20 protein-coding genes are annotated in these 14943 nt (G+C 59.6%); 7 read left to right on the forward strand and 13 right to left on the reverse strand.

What is annotated here, in order from left to right; all coding sequences use genetic code 11:
* Positions 1-28: 28 nt before the first annotated feature.
* Complete coding sequence (locus GOX88_RS07385; RefSeq protein ID WP_170347886.1) at positions 29-217, reverse strand: hypothetical protein; 189 nt, start codon at positions 215-217, stop codon at positions 29-31.
* A 229-nt stretch (positions 218-446) separates the two neighbouring features.
* On the opposite strand from GOX88_RS07385, the gene GOX88_RS07390 reads away from it, so the two are divergent.
* Positions 447-689: a CDGSH iron-sulfur domain-containing protein gene (locus GOX88_RS07390; protein WP_170400629.1), complete on the forward strand. Its 243-nt coding sequence runs from the start codon at positions 447-449 to the stop codon at positions 687-689.
* On the opposite strand, the gene GOX88_RS07395 is transcribed toward GOX88_RS07390, so the two are convergent.
* The 5 genes from GOX88_RS07395 to GOX88_RS07415 all read right to left on the reverse strand — a co-directional run bounded on the left by GOX88_RS07395 (position 690) and on the right by GOX88_RS07415 (position 2625).
* Positions 690-950 carry a DUF6455 family protein gene (locus GOX88_RS07395; RefSeq protein WP_170400540.1) on the reverse strand — a complete coding sequence of 87 codons (261 nt, stop codon included), beginning with the start codon at positions 948-950 and terminating at the stop codon, positions 690-692.
* Positions 947-1219, reverse strand: coding sequence for a DUF6455 family protein (locus tag GOX88_RS07400; RefSeq protein WP_170400541.1), 273 nt, complete (start codon positions 1217-1219; stop codon positions 947-949). The genes GOX88_RS07395 and GOX88_RS07400 overlap by 4 nt, the downstream gene beginning before the upstream one ends.
* Positions 1220-1234: 15 nt before the next feature.
* Positions 1235-1486, reverse strand: a complete 252-nt coding sequence (locus GOX88_RS07405; RefSeq protein WP_170400542.1) for a DUF6455 family protein — start codon at positions 1484-1486, stop codon at positions 1235-1237.
* Between the two features lie 66 nt (positions 1487-1552).
* Positions 1553-1921, reverse strand: coding sequence for a YigZ family protein (locus tag GOX88_RS07410; protein ID WP_170400543.1), 369 nt, complete (start codon positions 1919-1921; stop codon positions 1553-1555).
* The gene (locus GOX88_RS07415) at positions 1918-2625 is read right to left on the reverse strand and encodes a M48 family metallopeptidase (protein ID WP_170400544.1); all 708 of its coding nucleotides are present in this window, start codon (positions 2623-2625) and stop codon (positions 1918-1920) included. Before GOX88_RS07415 ends, GOX88_RS07410 begins: the two co-directional genes overlap by 4 nt.
* A gap of 121 nt (positions 2626-2746) precedes the next feature.
* Here GOX88_RS07415 and GOX88_RS07420 point away from each other — a divergent pair, with 121 nt between their 5' ends.
* A complete protein-coding gene (locus GOX88_RS07420; RefSeq protein WP_170400545.1) occupies positions 2747-2995 on the forward strand; it encodes a hypothetical protein in 249 nt (82 codons plus the stop codon).
* Here GOX88_RS07420 and GOX88_RS07425 read toward each other — a convergent pair.
* Entirely contained in the window at positions 2983-3258 is a 276-nt protein-coding gene (locus GOX88_RS07425; protein WP_170400546.1) for a DUF167 domain-containing protein, read from the reverse strand. The two genes, GOX88_RS07420 and GOX88_RS07425, sit on opposite strands and share 13 nt — an antisense overlap.
* Positions 3259-3395: 137 nt before the next feature.
* On the opposite strand from GOX88_RS07425, the gene GOX88_RS07430 reads away from it, so the two are divergent.
* Both GOX88_RS07430 and GOX88_RS07435 read left to right on the forward strand, forming a co-directional pair.
* Positions 3396-3974, forward strand: coding sequence for a nitroreductase family protein (locus tag GOX88_RS07430; RefSeq protein ID WP_170400547.1), 579 nt, complete (start codon positions 3396-3398; stop codon positions 3972-3974).
* Complete coding sequence (locus tag GOX88_RS07435) at positions 3974-4669, forward strand: EI24 domain-containing protein (RefSeq protein WP_170400630.1); 696 nt, start codon at positions 3974-3976, stop codon at positions 4667-4669. Before GOX88_RS07430 ends, GOX88_RS07435 begins: the two co-directional genes overlap by 1 nt.
* A 3-nt stretch (positions 4670-4672) precedes the next feature.
* On the opposite strand, the gene GOX88_RS07440 is transcribed toward GOX88_RS07435, so the two are convergent.
* Positions 4673-4948: a DUF1467 family protein gene (locus tag GOX88_RS07440; RefSeq protein ID WP_170400548.1), complete on the reverse strand. Its 276-nt coding sequence runs from the start codon at positions 4946-4948 to the stop codon at positions 4673-4675.
* 16 nt (positions 4949-4964) lie between these two features.
* Positions 4965-5369 carry a methylmalonyl-CoA epimerase gene (gene mce / locus GOX88_RS07445; RefSeq protein ID WP_170325901.1) on the reverse strand — a complete coding sequence of 135 codons (405 nt, stop codon included), beginning with the start codon at positions 5367-5369 and terminating at the stop codon, positions 4965-4967.
* A gap of 134 nt (positions 5370-5503) precedes the next feature.
* On the opposite strand from mce, the gene GOX88_RS07450 reads away from it, so the two are divergent.
* Positions 5504-6220, forward strand: a complete 717-nt coding sequence (locus tag GOX88_RS07450; protein ID WP_170400549.1) for a response regulator — start codon at positions 5504-5506, stop codon at positions 6218-6220.
* Between the two features lie 190 nt (positions 6221-6410).
* Here GOX88_RS07450 and aspS read toward each other — a convergent pair whose 3' ends face one another.
* The 4 genes from aspS to GOX88_RS07470 form a co-directional block, all read right to left on the reverse strand.
* The gene (gene aspS, locus GOX88_RS07455; RefSeq protein WP_170400550.1) at positions 6411-8186 is read right to left on the reverse strand and encodes an aspartate--tRNA ligase; all 1776 of its coding nucleotides are present in this window, start codon (positions 8184-8186) and stop codon (positions 6411-6413) included.
* Positions 8187-8265: 79 nt separating this feature from the next.
* Positions 8266-8931, reverse strand: coding sequence for a CPBP family intramembrane glutamic endopeptidase (locus GOX88_RS07460; RefSeq protein ID WP_170400551.1), 666 nt, complete (start codon positions 8929-8931; stop codon positions 8266-8268).
* 73 nt (positions 8932-9004) lie between these two features.
* The gene (locus GOX88_RS07465) at positions 9005-9667 is read right to left on the reverse strand and encodes an aminotransferase class IV family protein (protein ID WP_170400552.1); all 663 of its coding nucleotides are present in this window, start codon (positions 9665-9667) and stop codon (positions 9005-9007) included.
* Positions 9622-10749 (reverse strand): aminodeoxychorismate synthase component I, encoded by a 1128-nt coding sequence (locus tag GOX88_RS07470; RefSeq protein WP_170400553.1) that lies wholly within the window; start codon positions 10747-10749, stop codon positions 9622-9624. The genes GOX88_RS07465 and GOX88_RS07470 overlap by 46 nt, the downstream gene beginning before the upstream one ends.
* 176 nt (positions 10750-10925) lie before the next feature.
* Between GOX88_RS07470 and carB the strand changes: the two genes are divergently transcribed.
* Both carB and GOX88_RS07480 read left to right on the forward strand, forming a co-directional pair.
* The gene (gene carB / locus GOX88_RS07475; RefSeq protein ID WP_170400554.1) at positions 10926-14270 is read left to right on the forward strand and encodes a carbamoyl-phosphate synthase large subunit; all 3345 of its coding nucleotides are present in this window, start codon (positions 10926-10928) and stop codon (positions 14268-14270) included.
* 253 nt (positions 14271-14523) lie between these two features.
* Positions 14524-14934, forward strand: a complete 411-nt coding sequence (locus GOX88_RS07480; protein WP_170400555.1) for a VOC family protein — start codon at positions 14524-14526, stop codon at positions 14932-14934.
* Positions 14935-14943 lie beyond the last annotated feature (9 nt).

Below are 14943 nucleotides of genomic sequence, written 5' to 3' on the forward strand. Positions count from 1 at the left end.
GCTTAGGTAAAAACCGCCCGCGGAATTCTTATTGTGCGACCGGGTTACAGACGGTCTGACCCGCTTCGGTCGTGGCCAATTCGGTACCCGCCGGACAGCTCGGCGTGCCGAATTTGTCGTATTCAGGCGTGATGTAAACCGGGGCCGGCTCTTCCTGTTGCGAGCAAGCAGCCAAAACAAGGGCAAATGCACCAACGGCAGCAAATTTGAGTTTCATGTCCGTCATTCCTCTATTAATTTCCTGATATTGCCCAAGAATTCGGGGCCGGGCATAGAATAGGGCCTTGATGGTATTTTTGCAACGAATTCAATCACGCCTTTGTGAGTAAAGGCGGAACCACGCTGGTAACCCCCTCAGAAACAGCGGATTTATGAGCAAAAGCTACCGTTTTCCACGCATCGGTCTACAATCTGCAGATGACATCAGCCAAAGACGGAGTAGCCCCATGTCAGACAGCCCCACCATCGCGCAAAAAGGCCCCTTTCCAGTCGAGGTAACCGAAGGGAAAAGCTATTTCTGGTGCGCATGCGGCCAATCCAAACGGCAACCGTTTTGCGACGGATCCCACAAGGGCACCGGATTCGAGCCGGTCAAATACACGGCAGACAGCAGCAAGAAAGTCTTTTTCTGTGGATGCAAACACAGCGCAAAACCGCCGTTGTGTGACGGGACTCACTCCAAGGTCTGATCAGGGTTTCAATGCGTTCAACAGATCGGAATTGGCGCAAAAATCCGGGGCCGCGTGGGCCTCGGACTGTTGTTCCGACAACCAGATTGCGCATTGTCCACTGCAATTCGAAGCCCGGCAGCGAGTCACCAATTCAGCATATCGATCCGGTGACAGCCGACCTTCGGCCATCGCTTCGGTCAGCGAGATGTTCATGCACCTCGCCACAGACCGGGTGAGCCAGAAGTGTTTCTCGACATCGCCCAGAGCAACCCGTTTCATGCGTTTTCCTGCTCTAGCCTTAGTTTGAGCGCTGCAAACCGTTGTCGGTTTTTACAGGTCCGCGGAGCGCCAATTACGGTTTCATGTTGATCCAGCCAGTCGGGACACCGGTTGGCCCAGCTGCAGCCACGGCAGTATTGAATCATCTCTGCCCAGTCCTGCTGGGTCAGGTGCCCTTTCTGATGCGCCTCGACCATGTCCGTTCCGGTCACCCGTCCCATATGCAGGACTAGACGCAGATGAGTCATGATCTCTCCGAGATGCGGCATCGATCTCTCCTGTCGTTAGGGGGCAAGCCTGCCAAGCAGCTCCTGATTGCGGCAGTATTCCGGCGTACGGGCCACCAAGGTCGGCTGATCCAGATATCGCAGGCAATGGCCGGGATTCGGGCAGTCCGTACATTTCAGCACGGCGTCGGACAACTGGTCGATCGACACGTCACCGTCGATCGCAGCCTCTTGCAAATCAACCCCCAGCTTGGCCGCCATTCGGTCCACCAGACCGGCATGGAGTTTAAGAACTTCACGGTTGGGCATCGAAGATCCTTTCTGTCGCGTCCAGAACAGGATAGCTCAACACCCCAAATGGGCCTTTGACTCAGGTCAAGACCCTGTTCCGATGTGATCCAGATAGGCCCGCGTGGCGTCCTGCACCCGGCGGAAACGATCTCCGCCCAGCTTTTTTCCGCCGTACCAGCGGGTGACGATCACCACGTGATTTTCCATCCCGGCGCGTTCCAGCATACGCAGGATCACCATGCCCGCACCGCTTTCGCCGTCATCCGCCTTGAGCGCGCCCGTGGGCAAAACAGCCGCCCAAGTGTTGTGCGTCGCTTTGGCATAGGCCTTGTCCGACTTGAGGTCCTGCAGTACCGCATCAACATCGGCACGCGTGCTGACAGTCGCACCCGAAACGGCATATTTCGATCCCCGGTCTGTCAGGATCACCCCCAGCCGTGTCAAAGATGTCATTGCGTTAGCCCCAGTTTCCTTGCTGTCTCCAGAACGATCTGAACCCGCTCTGCGTTTGGGGGATGCGTGCTCAGAAATTTATCTCCCGGATCAGGAAGGCGGTCGAAGTACTTTGCGCCGATCAGCGGGTTGTATCCCGCGTTATAGGTGATGATTGTTCCCATCTGATCCGCTTCCAACTCAAAGGTTTTCACGTTGACCTGCACCCCAACTTCGGCCCCAAGTTTCTGAGTACGTTCGAGGTCTTTCCCGTTTTCACCATGCAGTTTGCCCAAATCGTTGAAGATCGCCGCACTTTCTTGCGCATTTTTGGATTGCTGGTCGATATGCCCCAAAACGTGATGCGCCGCCTCATGCCCCATCACAAAGGCCAGCTCATCGGCGTTTTGCGCCGATTGGATCATCGACCGGGTAAAGATGATCACCGGCTGATCATTGTCATCCAGTGTCTGAAACGCGTTGGCCGGTGCACGCGGGTTCAAATCGACAAGAACCGTGAAGTCGCAATTGTTGACCCGAGCCTGTCGCAAGCACTCCGCTCGAGCCTCTTTACTCACCGCGCCGTTGACCTCGCGAAAGACTGCGGCGCTGGCGGATTCGGCAGACGTGAACCCACGCCATTCCGAGGCAGGAACCACGCGCAGCCTGTCCGTCGCGCAAGCTGACAACAGCAGGGAAACAAAAAGAAAAAAGAAAGAGCGCATCAAGTGTCCTTTGGGCCGGTCAGGCGTTGATCTCACCATAGCCGCAGCGATCAGGTTGTACCATTGCGGTCTGGGATGGAAACGGGTTGCATTGCAGTTCCTTGCCCTGCACTCTCGCCACATGTTTTCGATTGAGCATGAATTCGACTCGACGGTCATTACTCTGGTGGACGAAGGCGAAAAGCCTTTGCAAGAGGATGTCGTCATAAACAGCTTCGCCGAATGTGTGACGCTTGAGCAATTGGACCCCCGTACGGACCAAATTCACAAGATAACCCTATCGCCCGAACAAGTGCGCGATCTGGCCGCCGCGCTGGACCTGCCCGAGGGCGTGTATCAGATCCACGAAAGGCCGGATCAGGGCGCATAGGCAAACAGCTTGTCGCGCGCGGTCTGCCCCTGTTTCAGGGTAAGCTCGGATGGGGCAACCCCCATGGCCGCGGCCAGTATCCGGCGCACCGCATCATTCGCCTTGCCGTTTTCCGGCGGGGCCGTCACAGTGATGCGGATCGTGCCCTTGTCCAAGGCAATGCTGTCCTTCGCCGCTTTGGGCGTCACCCGGACCGGAATCGCCGCGCCGGGTGTGGCATGGACGCTTAAATCCGGCACATCGCGCAGTTTTGGTTTCGCCATCTTTTTCCTCTTGTTCGCAAACACTCTTGCACGGGGGGCCGGGGAATGAAATTGATCCCGCATCTCCAGCTGTTTGCACTTGAAACGCGCCAGAGGCTCAACCAGATACAGACTGCTTATGTAAAGGAAGTTAACATATGTCCTTGAAGAACCCGGCCGCCCTGGAGTTTCTGCAATCGCGCCGGTCGCGCCCCGCGAAGACATTGGTGGCTCCGGCCCCCACACGGGAAGAGCTGCTGCCCCTGCTGACCGCCGCAGCCCGCAGCCCGGATCACGGCAAGTTGGAGCCGTGGCGTTTTATCGTTCTCGAGAAGGGCGCAATGGACCGTCTGTCGGCGCTGACGCTGGACTGTGGCACGCGGCTGGGCAAAGCCCCCGAGGATATCGCAAAAGCCCGCAGCCAGTTCGACATGGGCCATTTGGCCGTGGCGGTGATCGAGGTCCAGAAGCCATCGGAAAAAGTCCCGGCCATCGAACAGACCTATTCCGCCGGTGCCGTGTGTCTGGCGCTTCTGAACGCAGCGCTGGCGGCTGGTTGGGGCGCGAACTGGCTGTCCGGCTGGCAGGTCCATGACGCCGAGTTCTGTCGGCAGGCCTTTGGGTTGCAGGAAAACGAACGCGTCGCCGGTCTGATCCACATCGCCACCGAAGGCAAGGCCCCACCAGAGCGTCCCCGCCCCGATGTGGCGGCGCTGACCGAGTGGGTTGCCGAATGATGATCCTCAACGCGTTCTTTGCGGCGCTTGGCCAAATCGGAGACCCAAAGTTCCGCGCCGTCTTGCTGCGCGGTGTTGGTCTGACGATTGCCCTGCTGGTCGCGGCCTGTGCCGGTGCAATCTGGCTGATCAACTGGCTGTCCGGGGACGAGGTTTCGCTGCCCTGGATCGGTGCCGTTCCGTGGTTGAACGACGTGTTGAATTATTCCGGCATCTTTTTGGTGCTGATCCTGCCGGTGTTCCTGATGATGCCAGTCGCCTCGGCCATCATCTCGATGTTTCTGGAAGAGGTCGCACAGGCGGTCGAGGACAAACACTATCCCACCCTGCCCGCCGTACCCGGTATCCCGTTCAGAGAAGGGATGCGCGACGCGGCAGAGTTCATGAGCGTGCTGATCGTCGCCAACCTACTGGCGCTGATCCTCTATGCCATCTTCACGCCGCTGGCCCCGTTCATTTTCTGGGCAATGAATGGCTTCCTGCTGGGCCGGGAATACTTCACGCTGGCCGCCATGCGGCGCATCGGGCGGGAACGCGCGCGCAAGCTACGCGCCAAGCATATGCCCACAATCTGGCTGGCTGGCACCTTGATGGCCATCCCGCTGTCGGTGCCGCTGGTGAATCTGGTGATCCCGATCCTCGGGGCCGCCACCTTCACCCATATCTATCACAAGCTGTCAGGGCCTGCGCCCTGACGCTTACTCGCGCGGTTCAAGCTGGTTCAGCCAGTCGAAATCGCGCACCGAGATCACGCCCGAGATGATGATCCCGGCGATAATCGCCCAGAGCACCACCGAAATCCCGGTGGTGATCCAGAGCTTTTTCTTCATGTGATGCACTTCCGGCGCGCCCGCATGGGTGCCCGGAACGATATCGCCCAGATCACCCTGCGTCTTGATGCGGATCGGCAGCACGATCAACAGCGTCATGAACCAGATGACGGCAAAGAGGACCAGCGCAGCGGTGATCGTCATGACAGCCTCGCTTGGGTCAGACCTGTTCCAGCTCGACCAGGCAGCCGTTGAAATCCTTGGGGTGCAGGAACAGCACCGGCTTGCCATGCGCGCCGATCTTGGGCTCTCCGGACCCCAGAACGCGGGCACCGGTTTCCTTCAGATGGTCGCGGGCGGCGATGATGTCATCGACCTCATAGCAGACATGGTGAATACCACCGGCCGGGTTCTTCTCCAGAAAGCCGTTGATCGGGCTGTCATCGCCCAGCGGATACAGCAGTTCGATCTTGGTGTTGGGCAGTTCGATGAACACGACGGTCACGCCATGATCTGGTTCGTCCTGCGGCGCCCCAACCTTGGCACCCAGCGCGCTGCGGTACTGCTCGGATGCGGCCTCAAGATCAGGCACGGCAATGGCGACATGGTTCAGACGACCAATCATGGAACTCTCCTCCGTTCTGCGTTGCAGCGGTTATGGGGGCTGTTTGGCCAAAGAACAAGTGCGCCAAATTGCCGTTAACGTCGTGTTAGCCAGAACTTCCTAGCGTGGGGCATCTGCTGACTAGGAGTTCTGCCATGGACGATTCGAGCCCCTTCGCCTCTCCCGCGCAGCCGACGGCCACGCGGCCTCTGCTGGGTCAAACCATTCTGGTTGTCGAAGACAGCCGATATGCCTGTGACGCGATCCGGCTAATGTGCCTGCACAGCGGTGCCCGCATCCGGCGCGCAGATTGCCTGACCTCGGCACGGCGGCATCTGCAGATATACCGCCCTTCGGTCATACTGGTTGATATCGGCCTACCGGATGGCTCCGGCGCGGAACTGATCGCTGAACTGACCGAGGCCAGCCCGCGGATCGGCGCCATTCTGGGGATGTCCGGCGATGATGATGCGCAAGACTCCGCGTTGCAGGCCGGGGCAGACGGTTTCTTGCACAAACCTCTGAAATCACTGTCTCACTTCCAGAAGTTCATCCTGGAAAGCCTGCCCGAGGATCGCCGCCCCAACAGCCTGCACGCGGTCCGGGATGAGGTCATTCGCCCCGATCCGATGGCTTATCAGGACGACATGGCACATATCGCGGATGTTTTAGCAGGGCCGAACGATCACCGCACATTGGACTATGCGGCGCAATTCCTGCGCGGTGTTGCCCGCGATGCCGAAGATACCATTCTGGCCGATGCGGCGCAAAAGCTGGCGGAATCGCGTGCAGGCGGCATGCCCGTTACCGCCCTGGCTGCGCAAGTTGCCGGCATCGTTCAGGCGCGGCTGGAACAACGCGAGGCGATCTGAAATGGTGACGGCTTACTTTCTGACCGCCACGATCCTGAGTATCTGGGCTTACTATCAGACCAGAACAACAGCTCGGAATATTCGTGCGGCGCGTGGTACACGCCCCTGCCCTTTGTGCTTAGCAACGCACTCAGGCGCGGCACCCCCATCAATAGAAAAACCCGCCGCATAGTCTGCGACGGGCTGTTGATCAATCCTGCGGGATGATGCGCAATCCCAGCTCCATCAACTGATCCGAGGTTGGATCGGATGGCGCATCCATCATCAGGTCTTCGGCGCGCTGGTTCATCGGGAACATCATGACCTCGCGGATGTTGGCCTCATCTGCCAGCAACATCACGATCCGGTCGATCCCGGCGGCACAGCCACCGTGCGGTGGGGCGCCATAGTGGAAAGCGCTGAACAGGGCACCAAAGCGGGATTTCACTTCATCCTCGCCATAGCCAGCCAGCTCAAAGGCTTTCAGCATGATCTCGGGTTTGTGGTTCCGGATCGCACCTGACACCAGTTCATAGCCGTTACAGGCCAGGTCATATTGATATCCACGCACGTCCAGAGGATTACCCTGCAGCGCTTCCAAACCACCCTGCGGCATCGAGAACGGGTTGTGTTCAAAGTCGATCGCACCGGTTTCTTCGTCCTGCTCATAGATCGGGAAATCCACGATCCAGGCAAAGGCGAAACGGTCTTTCTCGGTCAGTTTCAGTTCGTCGCCGATCACATCGCGCGCCTTGCCTGCGACCTTTTCAAAGGCTTTCGGTTTGCCACCCAGGAAGAACGCCGCATCGCCGACGCCCAAACCCAGTTGCTGACGGATCGCCTCGGTCCGCTCGGGGCCGATGTTCTTGGCCAGCGGGCCTGCAGCCTCCATCCCTTCGCCCTGATCCCGCCAGAAGATGTAACCCATGCCGGGCAGACCTTCCTTCTGGGCAAAGGCATTCATGCGATCACAGAACTTGCGGCTGCCGCCGGTCGGTGCCGGGATGGCGCGTATTTCGGTGCCTTCCTGTTCCAGCAGCTTCGCGAAAATCGCGAAGCCAGACCCGCGGAAGTGGTCGGAGACCACTTGCATTTTAATAGGATTGCGCAGGTCCGGCTTGTCGGTGCCGTACCACAGGGCCGCATCCTTGTAGGATATCTGCGGCCAGTCCTGATCGACCTTGCGGCCACCGCCAAACTCTTCGAACACCCCTGTCAGAACGGGTTGGATCGTGTCGAATACGTCCTGCTGCTCGACAAACGACATCTCGAGGTCAAGCTGGTAGAAATCGGTGGGCGAGCGGTCGGCACGCGGGTCTTCGTCGCGGAAGCATGGCGCGATCTGGAAATACTTGTCGAAGCCCGACACCATGATCAGCTGTTTGAACAGCTGCGGTGCCTGCGGCAGCGCGTAGAACTTGCCCGGATGCAGACGTGAGGGCACCAGAAAGTCGCGCGCTCCTTCGGGCGAGGACGCGGTGATGATCGGCGTCTGATACTCGCGGAAGCCCCGATCCCACATGCGGCGGCGCATCGAGGCCACAACGTCCGAACGCAGAGTCATGTTCTGCTGCATCGCCTCGCGACGCAGGTCCAGATAACGATAGCGCAGGCGGGTTTCCTCGGGGTATTCCTGATCGCCGAACACCATCAGCGGCAGTTCATCGGCAGCACCCAGAACTTCCAGTTCGCGCACGTAAACCTCGATCTCGCCGGTCGGCAGCTTCGGGTTGACCAGTTCCGGGTCGCGCGCTTTGACGTTACCGTCGATGCGGATACACCATTCAGAGCGCACCTTCTCAAGCTCGGCAAAGGCCGCGCTGTCGCCGTCGCACAGAACCTGCGTTACACCAAAATGATCACGCAGGTCGATGAACAGCACGCCGCCGTGATCTCGGACACGATGCACCCAACCGGACAGGCGGACGGTTTCACCGACATTGGCGGCGGTCAGAGCGGCGCAGGTGTGGCTGCGATAGGCGTGCATGGATCATATCCCTTCGGGCGCAGAATTCGTCGCGCCGATACACCCCGTCAGGCTTGGAAAGTCAAGGCAGGTATACCGCTCAAAACGGCCTTTGCACGTTGCCCGAGTAGAAATAGATGCCCAGACCCGCAGCGAAGATGATGTTCCCGGCGATTGCGTGCAGCAGGACGGCAAAGAAAAACGAGCCGCGCTTGCGATAGGCCCATGTGAACAGCAGCCCTCCGGCAAAGGTCATGACGGCAACAATCCAACTCCAGTACATCAGGTGCGCCAGCGAAAAGAGTGCGGCGTTCAGCAGATAGGCCGCCCGCCCGTTCGGAAGGATCGCGTGGTAGCGGCGGAAGAACAGCGAGCGGAACAACAGTTCCTGCGGCAAGGCTGACAGCAGCGGGTAACCAAGCCAGATGACCAACAGAAACTCGGGCCGGTTGCGCAGAAGGAAGAACGCCGCCTCGGGCCGGGTGGCCATCACAAGCGCGGCGCAGAATGAGGTCATGGCAACCGCAAACAGCGCAACTTCACGCCAAGACCAGTTGCGCCAGTTATACCGCAGCTCGGCCCAGGAAAAGCCGGGTGTGGAGTGCAGAAGCAAAATCCCGATAGCCGTGAAGATAAACAGCGACGGGAACATCCAGTTCGGAGGGAAAAACACCGCGATCAAGACTGGCACGGCCAGGAAGAACAGTCCGAATTCCAGTCGCAACCGAGTCAATGCTGCAATCGCTATCACCTGCCCTTCACTCATTCCGGTTCCATTCCTGCTGGGTTCAGACTGTCGTATCTGATCGCTATTCGCCTGTTGATCAAGGGCTTACCGACTAGACCAAAGGGCCACGCGGCCCGCGATAATCCACGGCAATTTCTCCCCTCAGGGAATTAGCGACGCAAATAAACTGTGCGTGACGCAAGTCTTGCAGCGTCACCACGCGCTCGCTCACCCGTCCTTTGTCGAGCAACCTCTGCCGCAAAACTCCGGGCAGACATCCGGAACTAAGCGGCGGCGTTACGTAGCCGCCTCGGTGTAGCTTTACGAACAGGTTGGTGATGGTGCCCTCGCAGAGTTCATCGCGCTCATTGAGGAACAACAGCTCATCAACGCCTTCGGGCATGTTCCGGCGCGCCTCGTCGTAGACCGCCCGCTGAGTGGTCTTGTGTTGCAACCAAGGATCACCCGAACGCAATCTCTGGTCCGCAATCTCCACTACCCATCGGCCATTTGGTTGGGTCAGATCAGTTTCAGTGAACTCCACATCACCGTCAGCCCCCAGCGACAGGCGACAGCGTTTTACGGTTTCGGCACGGAAATTCTCCAGCTTGCGCGCCTCGCCCATCCTGTCAAAAGGAAAGTCAAGCGCGCGAGCGGACCGTTCCATGCGCCGCAAATGGCGAGACAGGTCCTGAAACCCCTTGCCCGGCACGTACCGGAAGGTTTCGATCAGGCGTGTACCTTCTGGAATTGGCTCGCAAAACGGGCTTTCCATAGCGCTTCCTCATATTCCGATGGGGCCGTGCTGTCCCAGACCACGCCGCCGCCCACGTTCAGCGTGGCTTTGTCATCTTCGACCATCAGCGTGCGGATCGCCACGTTGAACTCGGACCGACCGTCCGGGGCCGCCCAGCCAATGGCACCGCAGTAAATATCGCGGGACCAGGGTTCGAGGTCCGACAGAATCTCCATCGCGCGGATTTTCGGCGCGCCGGTGATTGAACCGCAGGGGAACAGCGCCATCAAGATATCGGACAGCTCGGCCCCCAGATGCAGCTGCGCCTGCACCAGCGAGATCATCTGGTGCACGGTGGCGTAGGTCTCGACCTTGAAAAGCTCGGGCACCTTGACCGAACCGGGCAGCGCAACACGGCTGATATCGTTGCGCAGCAGATCGACGATCATTAGGTTCTCGGCCCGGTTCTTTTCGTCGATCGACAAGAAGGCGCGGCGGCGCGCGTCCTCAGCCATGTCCTCGCTGCGGGGCTGGGTGCCCTTCATCGGGCGTGTTTCGATGCCGCGGTCAGCATCGGTGCGGAAAAACAGCTCGGGCGAGCGACTGAGCAAGTCGGGTAGACCGTCCTGCTCGACCAACGCGCCATGACCCACCGGCTGACCCGAGGCCAGCGCGGCATACAACTCGGCGCTGTCGCCCTCGATGGTCAGGTCAATTGGGAATGTCAGGTTGGCCTGATAAATATCCCCCGCCCCGATGGCATCGTGGACCTGCTGAAAGGCACTTGTATAACGCGCCTCGTCCCAGCGCGGTTCAAAACCGGTGACACCGCCGGCCGCCCGGGGCAGATCACGTTGCGCAGGCGCATCATAGACACCAAAACACAGCAGAGGCAGGCGGCGGTCCTGTGGCAGACGGTCGGCCAGACGGGGTTCCAGCGCATAGCCCAGCTCATAGCAGGCATAGCCCGCCAACCATGCACCCTCGGCACGCGCCTCATCCAGCGCCGCCAACGCGTGGGGCACGTCCTCCGCCTTGTCTGCGCGGATCACATTGGCAGGCCGGTCGAAACTGGTTCCGGACCCGGCTGGCCCCTGATCAAAACGAATACGCAATTGCATCCTCATTTGCCGTGTTGCGCGGTATAGAGAATACGGCGGCAAGGGAAAGAGGGGAAAGCGGCAATTTCACACCCAATTCCGATACCCCTTGAACCTTTTCGCGCGGTCCCTATAACGCAGGACAATTTGGGCGCTTGGGGGCGCCCTGACTCGCGAACAATCGAAGGAACGTGGCCATGCCGAGAAGAACCGACATCAAGTCGATCATGATCATCGGGGCGGGCCCCATTGTTATCGGTCAAGCCTGCGAGTTCGACTATTCCGGTGCTCAGGCCTGCAAGGCTCTGCGCGAAGAAGGATACCGGGTCATTCTGGTGAACTCAAACCCGGCCACGATCATGACCGATCCCGGGCTGGCGGACGCCACTTATATCGAGCCGATCACCCCCGAAGTTGTTGCCAAGATCATCGAGAAAGAACGCCCCGACGCCCTTCTGCCCACCATGGGCGGGCAGACCGGCCTGAACACCTCGCTGGCGCTGGAAGAGATGGGTGTGCTGGACAAGTTCGGCGTTGAGATGATCGGCGCCAAGCGCGACGCCATCGAAATGGCCGAAGACCGCGCCCTGTTCCGTGAGGCGATGGACCGGCTGGGCCTTGAAAACCCCAAAGCGACCATCGTGACCGCCCCCAAGAAAGAAGACGGCAGCGCCGATCTGGATGCGGGTGTGCAAATCGCACTGGATGAGCTGGAAGAGATCGGCCTGCCCGCCATCATCCGCCCCGCATTTACACTGGGCGGCACCGGCGGCGGTGTGGCTTATAACCGTGAGGATTATATCCATTTCTGCCGCTCGGGGATGGATGCCTCACCGGTGAACCAAATCCTCGTCGATGAAAGCCTGCTGGGCTGGAAAGAGTATGAGATGGAGGTGGTGCGCGACACTGCCGACAACGCCATCATCGTTTGTTCCATCGAAAACATCGACCCGATGGGCGTGCACACCGGCGACTCGATCACTGTGGCCCCTGCCCTGACGCTGACCGACAAGGAATACCAGATCATGCGCAACGGCTCGATTGCCGTTCTGCGTGAGATCGGGGTCGAAACCGGCGGTTCAAACGTACAATGGGCGATCAACCCCGATGACGGCCGCATGGTGGTGATCGAGATGAACCCGCGCGTGTCGCGGTCCTCGGCACTGGCCTCCAAGGCGACCGGTTTCCCGATTGCCAAGATCGCCGCGAAACTGGCCGTGGGCTACACGCTGGACGAATTGGACAACGACATCACCAAGGTCACCCCGGCATCGTTCGAGCCGACCATCGACTATGTCGTCACCAAGATCCCGAAATTTGCCTTTGAAAAGTTCCCCGGCTCCGAGCCTTACCTGACTACCGCCATGAAGTCGGTGGGAGAGGCCATGTCTATCGGCCGCACCATCCACGAATCGATGCAAAAGGCGCTGGCCTCGATGGAATCGGGTCTGACCGGCTTTGACGAAATCGAAATCCCCGGCCTAAATGTGGGTGTCTGGGAAGAAGCTGACGACAAGGCAGCCGTGATCAAGGCGATCAGCCAGCAGACCCCCGACCGCCTGCGCACCATCGCGCAGGCCATGCGCCACGGTCTGACAGATGACGAGATCTTTGGCGTCACCAAGTTCGACCCGTGGTTCCTTGCCCGCATCCGCGAGATCATCGAGGCCGAGCGTCGGGTGCGCGAGGATGGCCTGCCGGTGACCGAGGAGGGTATCCGCAAGCTCAAAATGCTGGGCTTCACCGACGCGCGTCTGGGCAACCTGACCGGCCGGGATGAGGACAACGTCCGCCGCGCCCGCCGCAATCTGGGCGTGAAGGCCGTGTTCAAACGCATCGATACCTGCGCCGCCGAGTTCGAAGCGCAGACGCCCTACATGTACTCGACCTATGAGGCCCCGATGATGGGTGAGGTTGAGTGCGAGGCACGCCCCTCCGACCGTAAGAAGGTTGTCATCCTTGGTGGTGGCCCGAACCGGATCGGTCAGGGCATCGAGTTCGATTACTGCTGCTGTCATGCCTGTTTCGCGCTGACCGAAGCGGGTTATGAAACCATCATGATCAACTGCAACCCCGAGACCGTATCCACCGACTATGATACATCGGACCGCCTTTACTTCGAGCCGCTGACATTCGAACACGTCATGGAAATCCTGACGAAGGAACAGGAAAACGGCACCCTGCACGGCGTCATCGTTCAATTCGGCGGCCAGACGCCATTGAAACTGGCCAACGCGTTGGAAGCTGAAGGCATTCCGATCCTCGGCACCACGCCGGACGCGATTGACCTGGCCGAAGACCGTGAACGGTTCCAGGCGCTGGTCAATGATCTGGGCCTGAAACAGCCGAAAAACGGCATCGCCTCGACCGACGAACAGGCGCTGGAAATCGCCGAAGAGATCGGCTTCCCGCTGGTAATCCGCCCCTCGTACGTGCTGGGCGGCCGCGCGATGGAAATCGTCCGCGATATGGAGCAGCTGAAACGCTATATCAACGAGGCCGTGGTGGTTTCCGGCGACAGCCCCGTTCTGCTGGACAGCTATCTGGCCGGCGCGGTTGAACTGGACGTGGATGCGCTGTGCGACGGCACCGACGTGCACGTTGCGGGCATCATGCAGCATATCGAAGAGGCGGGCGTCCACTCGGGCGACTCGGCCTGTTCGCTGCCGCCCTATTCGCTGTCGAAAGAGATCATCGGCCAAATCAAGGATCAGGCATTCAAACTGGCCAAGGCGCTGAACGTCGTGGGTCTGATGAACGTACAGTTCGCGATCAAGGATGATGAAATCTACCTGATCGAAGTGAACCCGCGTGCCTCGCGGACCGTGCCCTTTGTGGCCAAGGCCACCGACAGCGCGATTGCATCCATCGCCGCGCGTGTGATGGCGGGTGAGCAACTGTCCAACTTCCCGATGCGCCCACCGTATCAAGAAGGCAAGGACACCAAGATCGCCGATCAAATGACGCTGGCCGACCCGGACATGCCGTGGTTCTCGGTGAAAGAGGCCGTGCTGCCCTTTGCCCGCTTCCCCGGCGTCGATACCATTCTGGGCCCGGAAATGCGTTCGACTGGTGAGGTTATGGGCTGGGACCGTGACTTCCCACGCGCCTTCCTCAAGGCGCAGATGGGGGCCGGTATGGTACTGCCGTCCTCGGGGCGCGCGTTCATCTCGATCAAGGATGCCGACAAAACCGCGGCGATGCTTGAGGCCGCGCAGGTGCTGACCGAGCAAGGGTTCCAACTGATTGCGACCCGTGGCACGCAAAGCTGGCTGTCCAGCCACGGCGTGGAGTGTGACGTGGTGAACAAGGTCTATGAGGGCCGTCCGGACGTCGTTGACATGCTGAAAGACGGTCAGGTGCAACTGCTGATGAACACCACCGAAGGCGCGCAGGCGGTTGAGGACAGCAAGTCCATCCGCTCGATCGCGCTGTATGACAAGATCCCCTATTTCACCACCGCGGCCGCCAGCCATGCCGCAGCGCTGGCGATCAAGGCGCAAGCCGAAGGGGATGTCGAGGTGAAATCGCTGCAGGGCTGACCGGCCCGAACTCGCTTAAATGCAACACATTTTACGCGCCCGTTGACCCCGTGTCTTCGGGCGCGCATCTTTTCTGCAAACGAGCAGAAGGAAAAAAGAAATGCGCAGGTTTATGGTATTCGCCGCTCTGATGACGCTGGCCGCATGTGATGTGCCGCTGGTTCCGCTGATCTGACGCGGCTTTCAACACTGTTTTCGCTGTCCCTGTGCCTGCGCAGGCTGCATGATGCTGTTCTAAAACCAACAGGAAGCCATGCGCCTATACACTACATACGGCACCAACGACCTGAAACGGGCCATCCAGTTCTACGACGCGGTCTTTTCCGTTCTTGAACAGCCTCGCCTTAAGGGATGGACCAAAGATCGTGCGGGATGGGGAACCGACCCCGCATCCGGAACCGGGTTTTGGGTCTGCACACCCTTTGACGGCAAGCCTGCTAACGTGGGCAATGGGACAATGATTGCTTTCCCGGCCGGCAGCGCCGCGCAAGTCAGGCGGTTTCACGCCGCAGGTCTGGAACATGGCGGCACTGATGAGGGCAAACCGGGTATTCGTGACTATTACGCGCCCGATTTCTATGTCGCCTACTTACGCGACCCCGACGGCAACAAACTGTCCTGTTTTTTCTACCACTACGACCTGGAAAAGGACCCGGGCGGCTAAGACAGCCGC

Source organism: Ruegeria arenilitoris (genome assembly GCF_013030985.1).
Taxonomy (GTDB): Bacteria; Pseudomonadota; Alphaproteobacteria; order Rhodobacterales; family Rhodobacteraceae; genus Ruegeria; species Ruegeria arenilitoris_B.

Bases quoted from the DNA above. Each gene is read 5' to 3' on its own strand.
- GOX88_RS07465 (WP_170400552.1), bottom strand. From the start codon at position 9,667: ATGGAAAGCCCGTTTTGCGAGCCAATTCCAGAAGGTACACGCCTGATC.
- GOX88_RS07385 (WP_170347886.1), bottom strand. From the start codon at position 217: ATGAAACTCAAATTTGCTGCCGTTGGTGCATTTGCCCTTGTTTTGGCT.
- GOX88_RS07450 (WP_170400549.1), top strand. From the start codon at position 5,504: ATGGACGATTCGAGCCCCTTCGCCTCTCCCGCGCAGCCGACGGCCACG.
- GOX88_RS07395 (WP_170400540.1), bottom strand. From the start codon at position 950: ATGAAACGGGTTGCTCTGGGCGATGTCGAGAAACACTTCTGGCTCACC.
- GOX88_RS07480 (WP_170400555.1), top strand. From the start codon at position 14,524: ATGCGCCTATACACTACATACGGCACCAACGACCTGAAACGGGCCATC.
- GOX88_RS07400 (WP_170400541.1), bottom strand. From the start codon at position 1,219: ATGCCGCATCTCGGAGAGATCATGACTCATCTGCGTCTAGTCCTGCAT.
- GOX88_RS07425 (WP_170400546.1), bottom strand. From the start codon at position 3,258: ATGGCGAAACCAAAACTGCGCGATGTGCCGGATTTAAGCGTCCATGCC.
- GOX88_RS07430 (WP_170400547.1), top strand. From the start codon at position 3,396: ATGTCCTTGAAGAACCCGGCCGCCCTGGAGTTTCTGCAATCGCGCCGG.
- GOX88_RS07435 (WP_170400630.1), top strand. From the start codon at position 3,974: ATGATCCTCAACGCGTTCTTTGCGGCGCTTGGCCAAATCGGAGACCCA.
- GOX88_RS07420 (WP_170400545.1), top strand. From the start codon at position 2,747: ATGTTTTCGATTGAGCATGAATTCGACTCGACGGTCATTACTCTGGTG.
- GOX88_RS07440 (WP_170400548.1), bottom strand. From the start codon at position 4,948: ATGACGATCACCGCTGCGCTGGTCCTCTTTGCCGTCATCTGGTTCATG.
- carB (WP_170400554.1), top strand. From the start codon at position 10,926: ATGCCGAGAAGAACCGACATCAAGTCGATCATGATCATCGGGGCGGGC.
- aspS (WP_170400550.1), bottom strand. From the start codon at position 8,186: ATGCACGCCTATCGCAGCCACACCTGCGCCGCTCTGACCGCCGCCAAT.
- GOX88_RS07390 (WP_170400629.1), top strand. From the start codon at position 447: ATGTCAGACAGCCCCACCATCGCGCAAAAAGGCCCCTTTCCAGTCGAG.
- GOX88_RS07460 (WP_170400551.1), bottom strand. From the start codon at position 8,931: ATGAGTGAAGGGCAGGTGATAGCGATTGCAGCATTGACTCGGTTGCGA.
- GOX88_RS07470 (WP_170400553.1), bottom strand. From the start codon at position 10,749: ATGCAATTGCGTATTCGTTTTGATCAGGGGCCAGCCGGGTCCGGAACC.
- mce (WP_170325901.1), bottom strand. From the start codon at position 5,369: ATGATTGGTCGTCTGAACCATGTCGCCATTGCCGTGCCTGATCTTGAG.
- GOX88_RS07405 (WP_170400542.1), bottom strand. From the start codon at position 1,486: ATGCCCAACCGTGAAGTTCTTAAACTCCATGCCGGTCTGGTGGACCGA.
- GOX88_RS07410 (WP_170400543.1), bottom strand. From the start codon at position 1,921: ATGACATCTTTGACACGGCTGGGGGTGATCCTGACAGACCGGGGATCG.
- GOX88_RS07415 (WP_170400544.1), bottom strand. From the start codon at position 2,625: ATGCGCTCTTTCTTTTTTCTTTTTGTTTCCCTGCTGTTGTCAGCTTGC.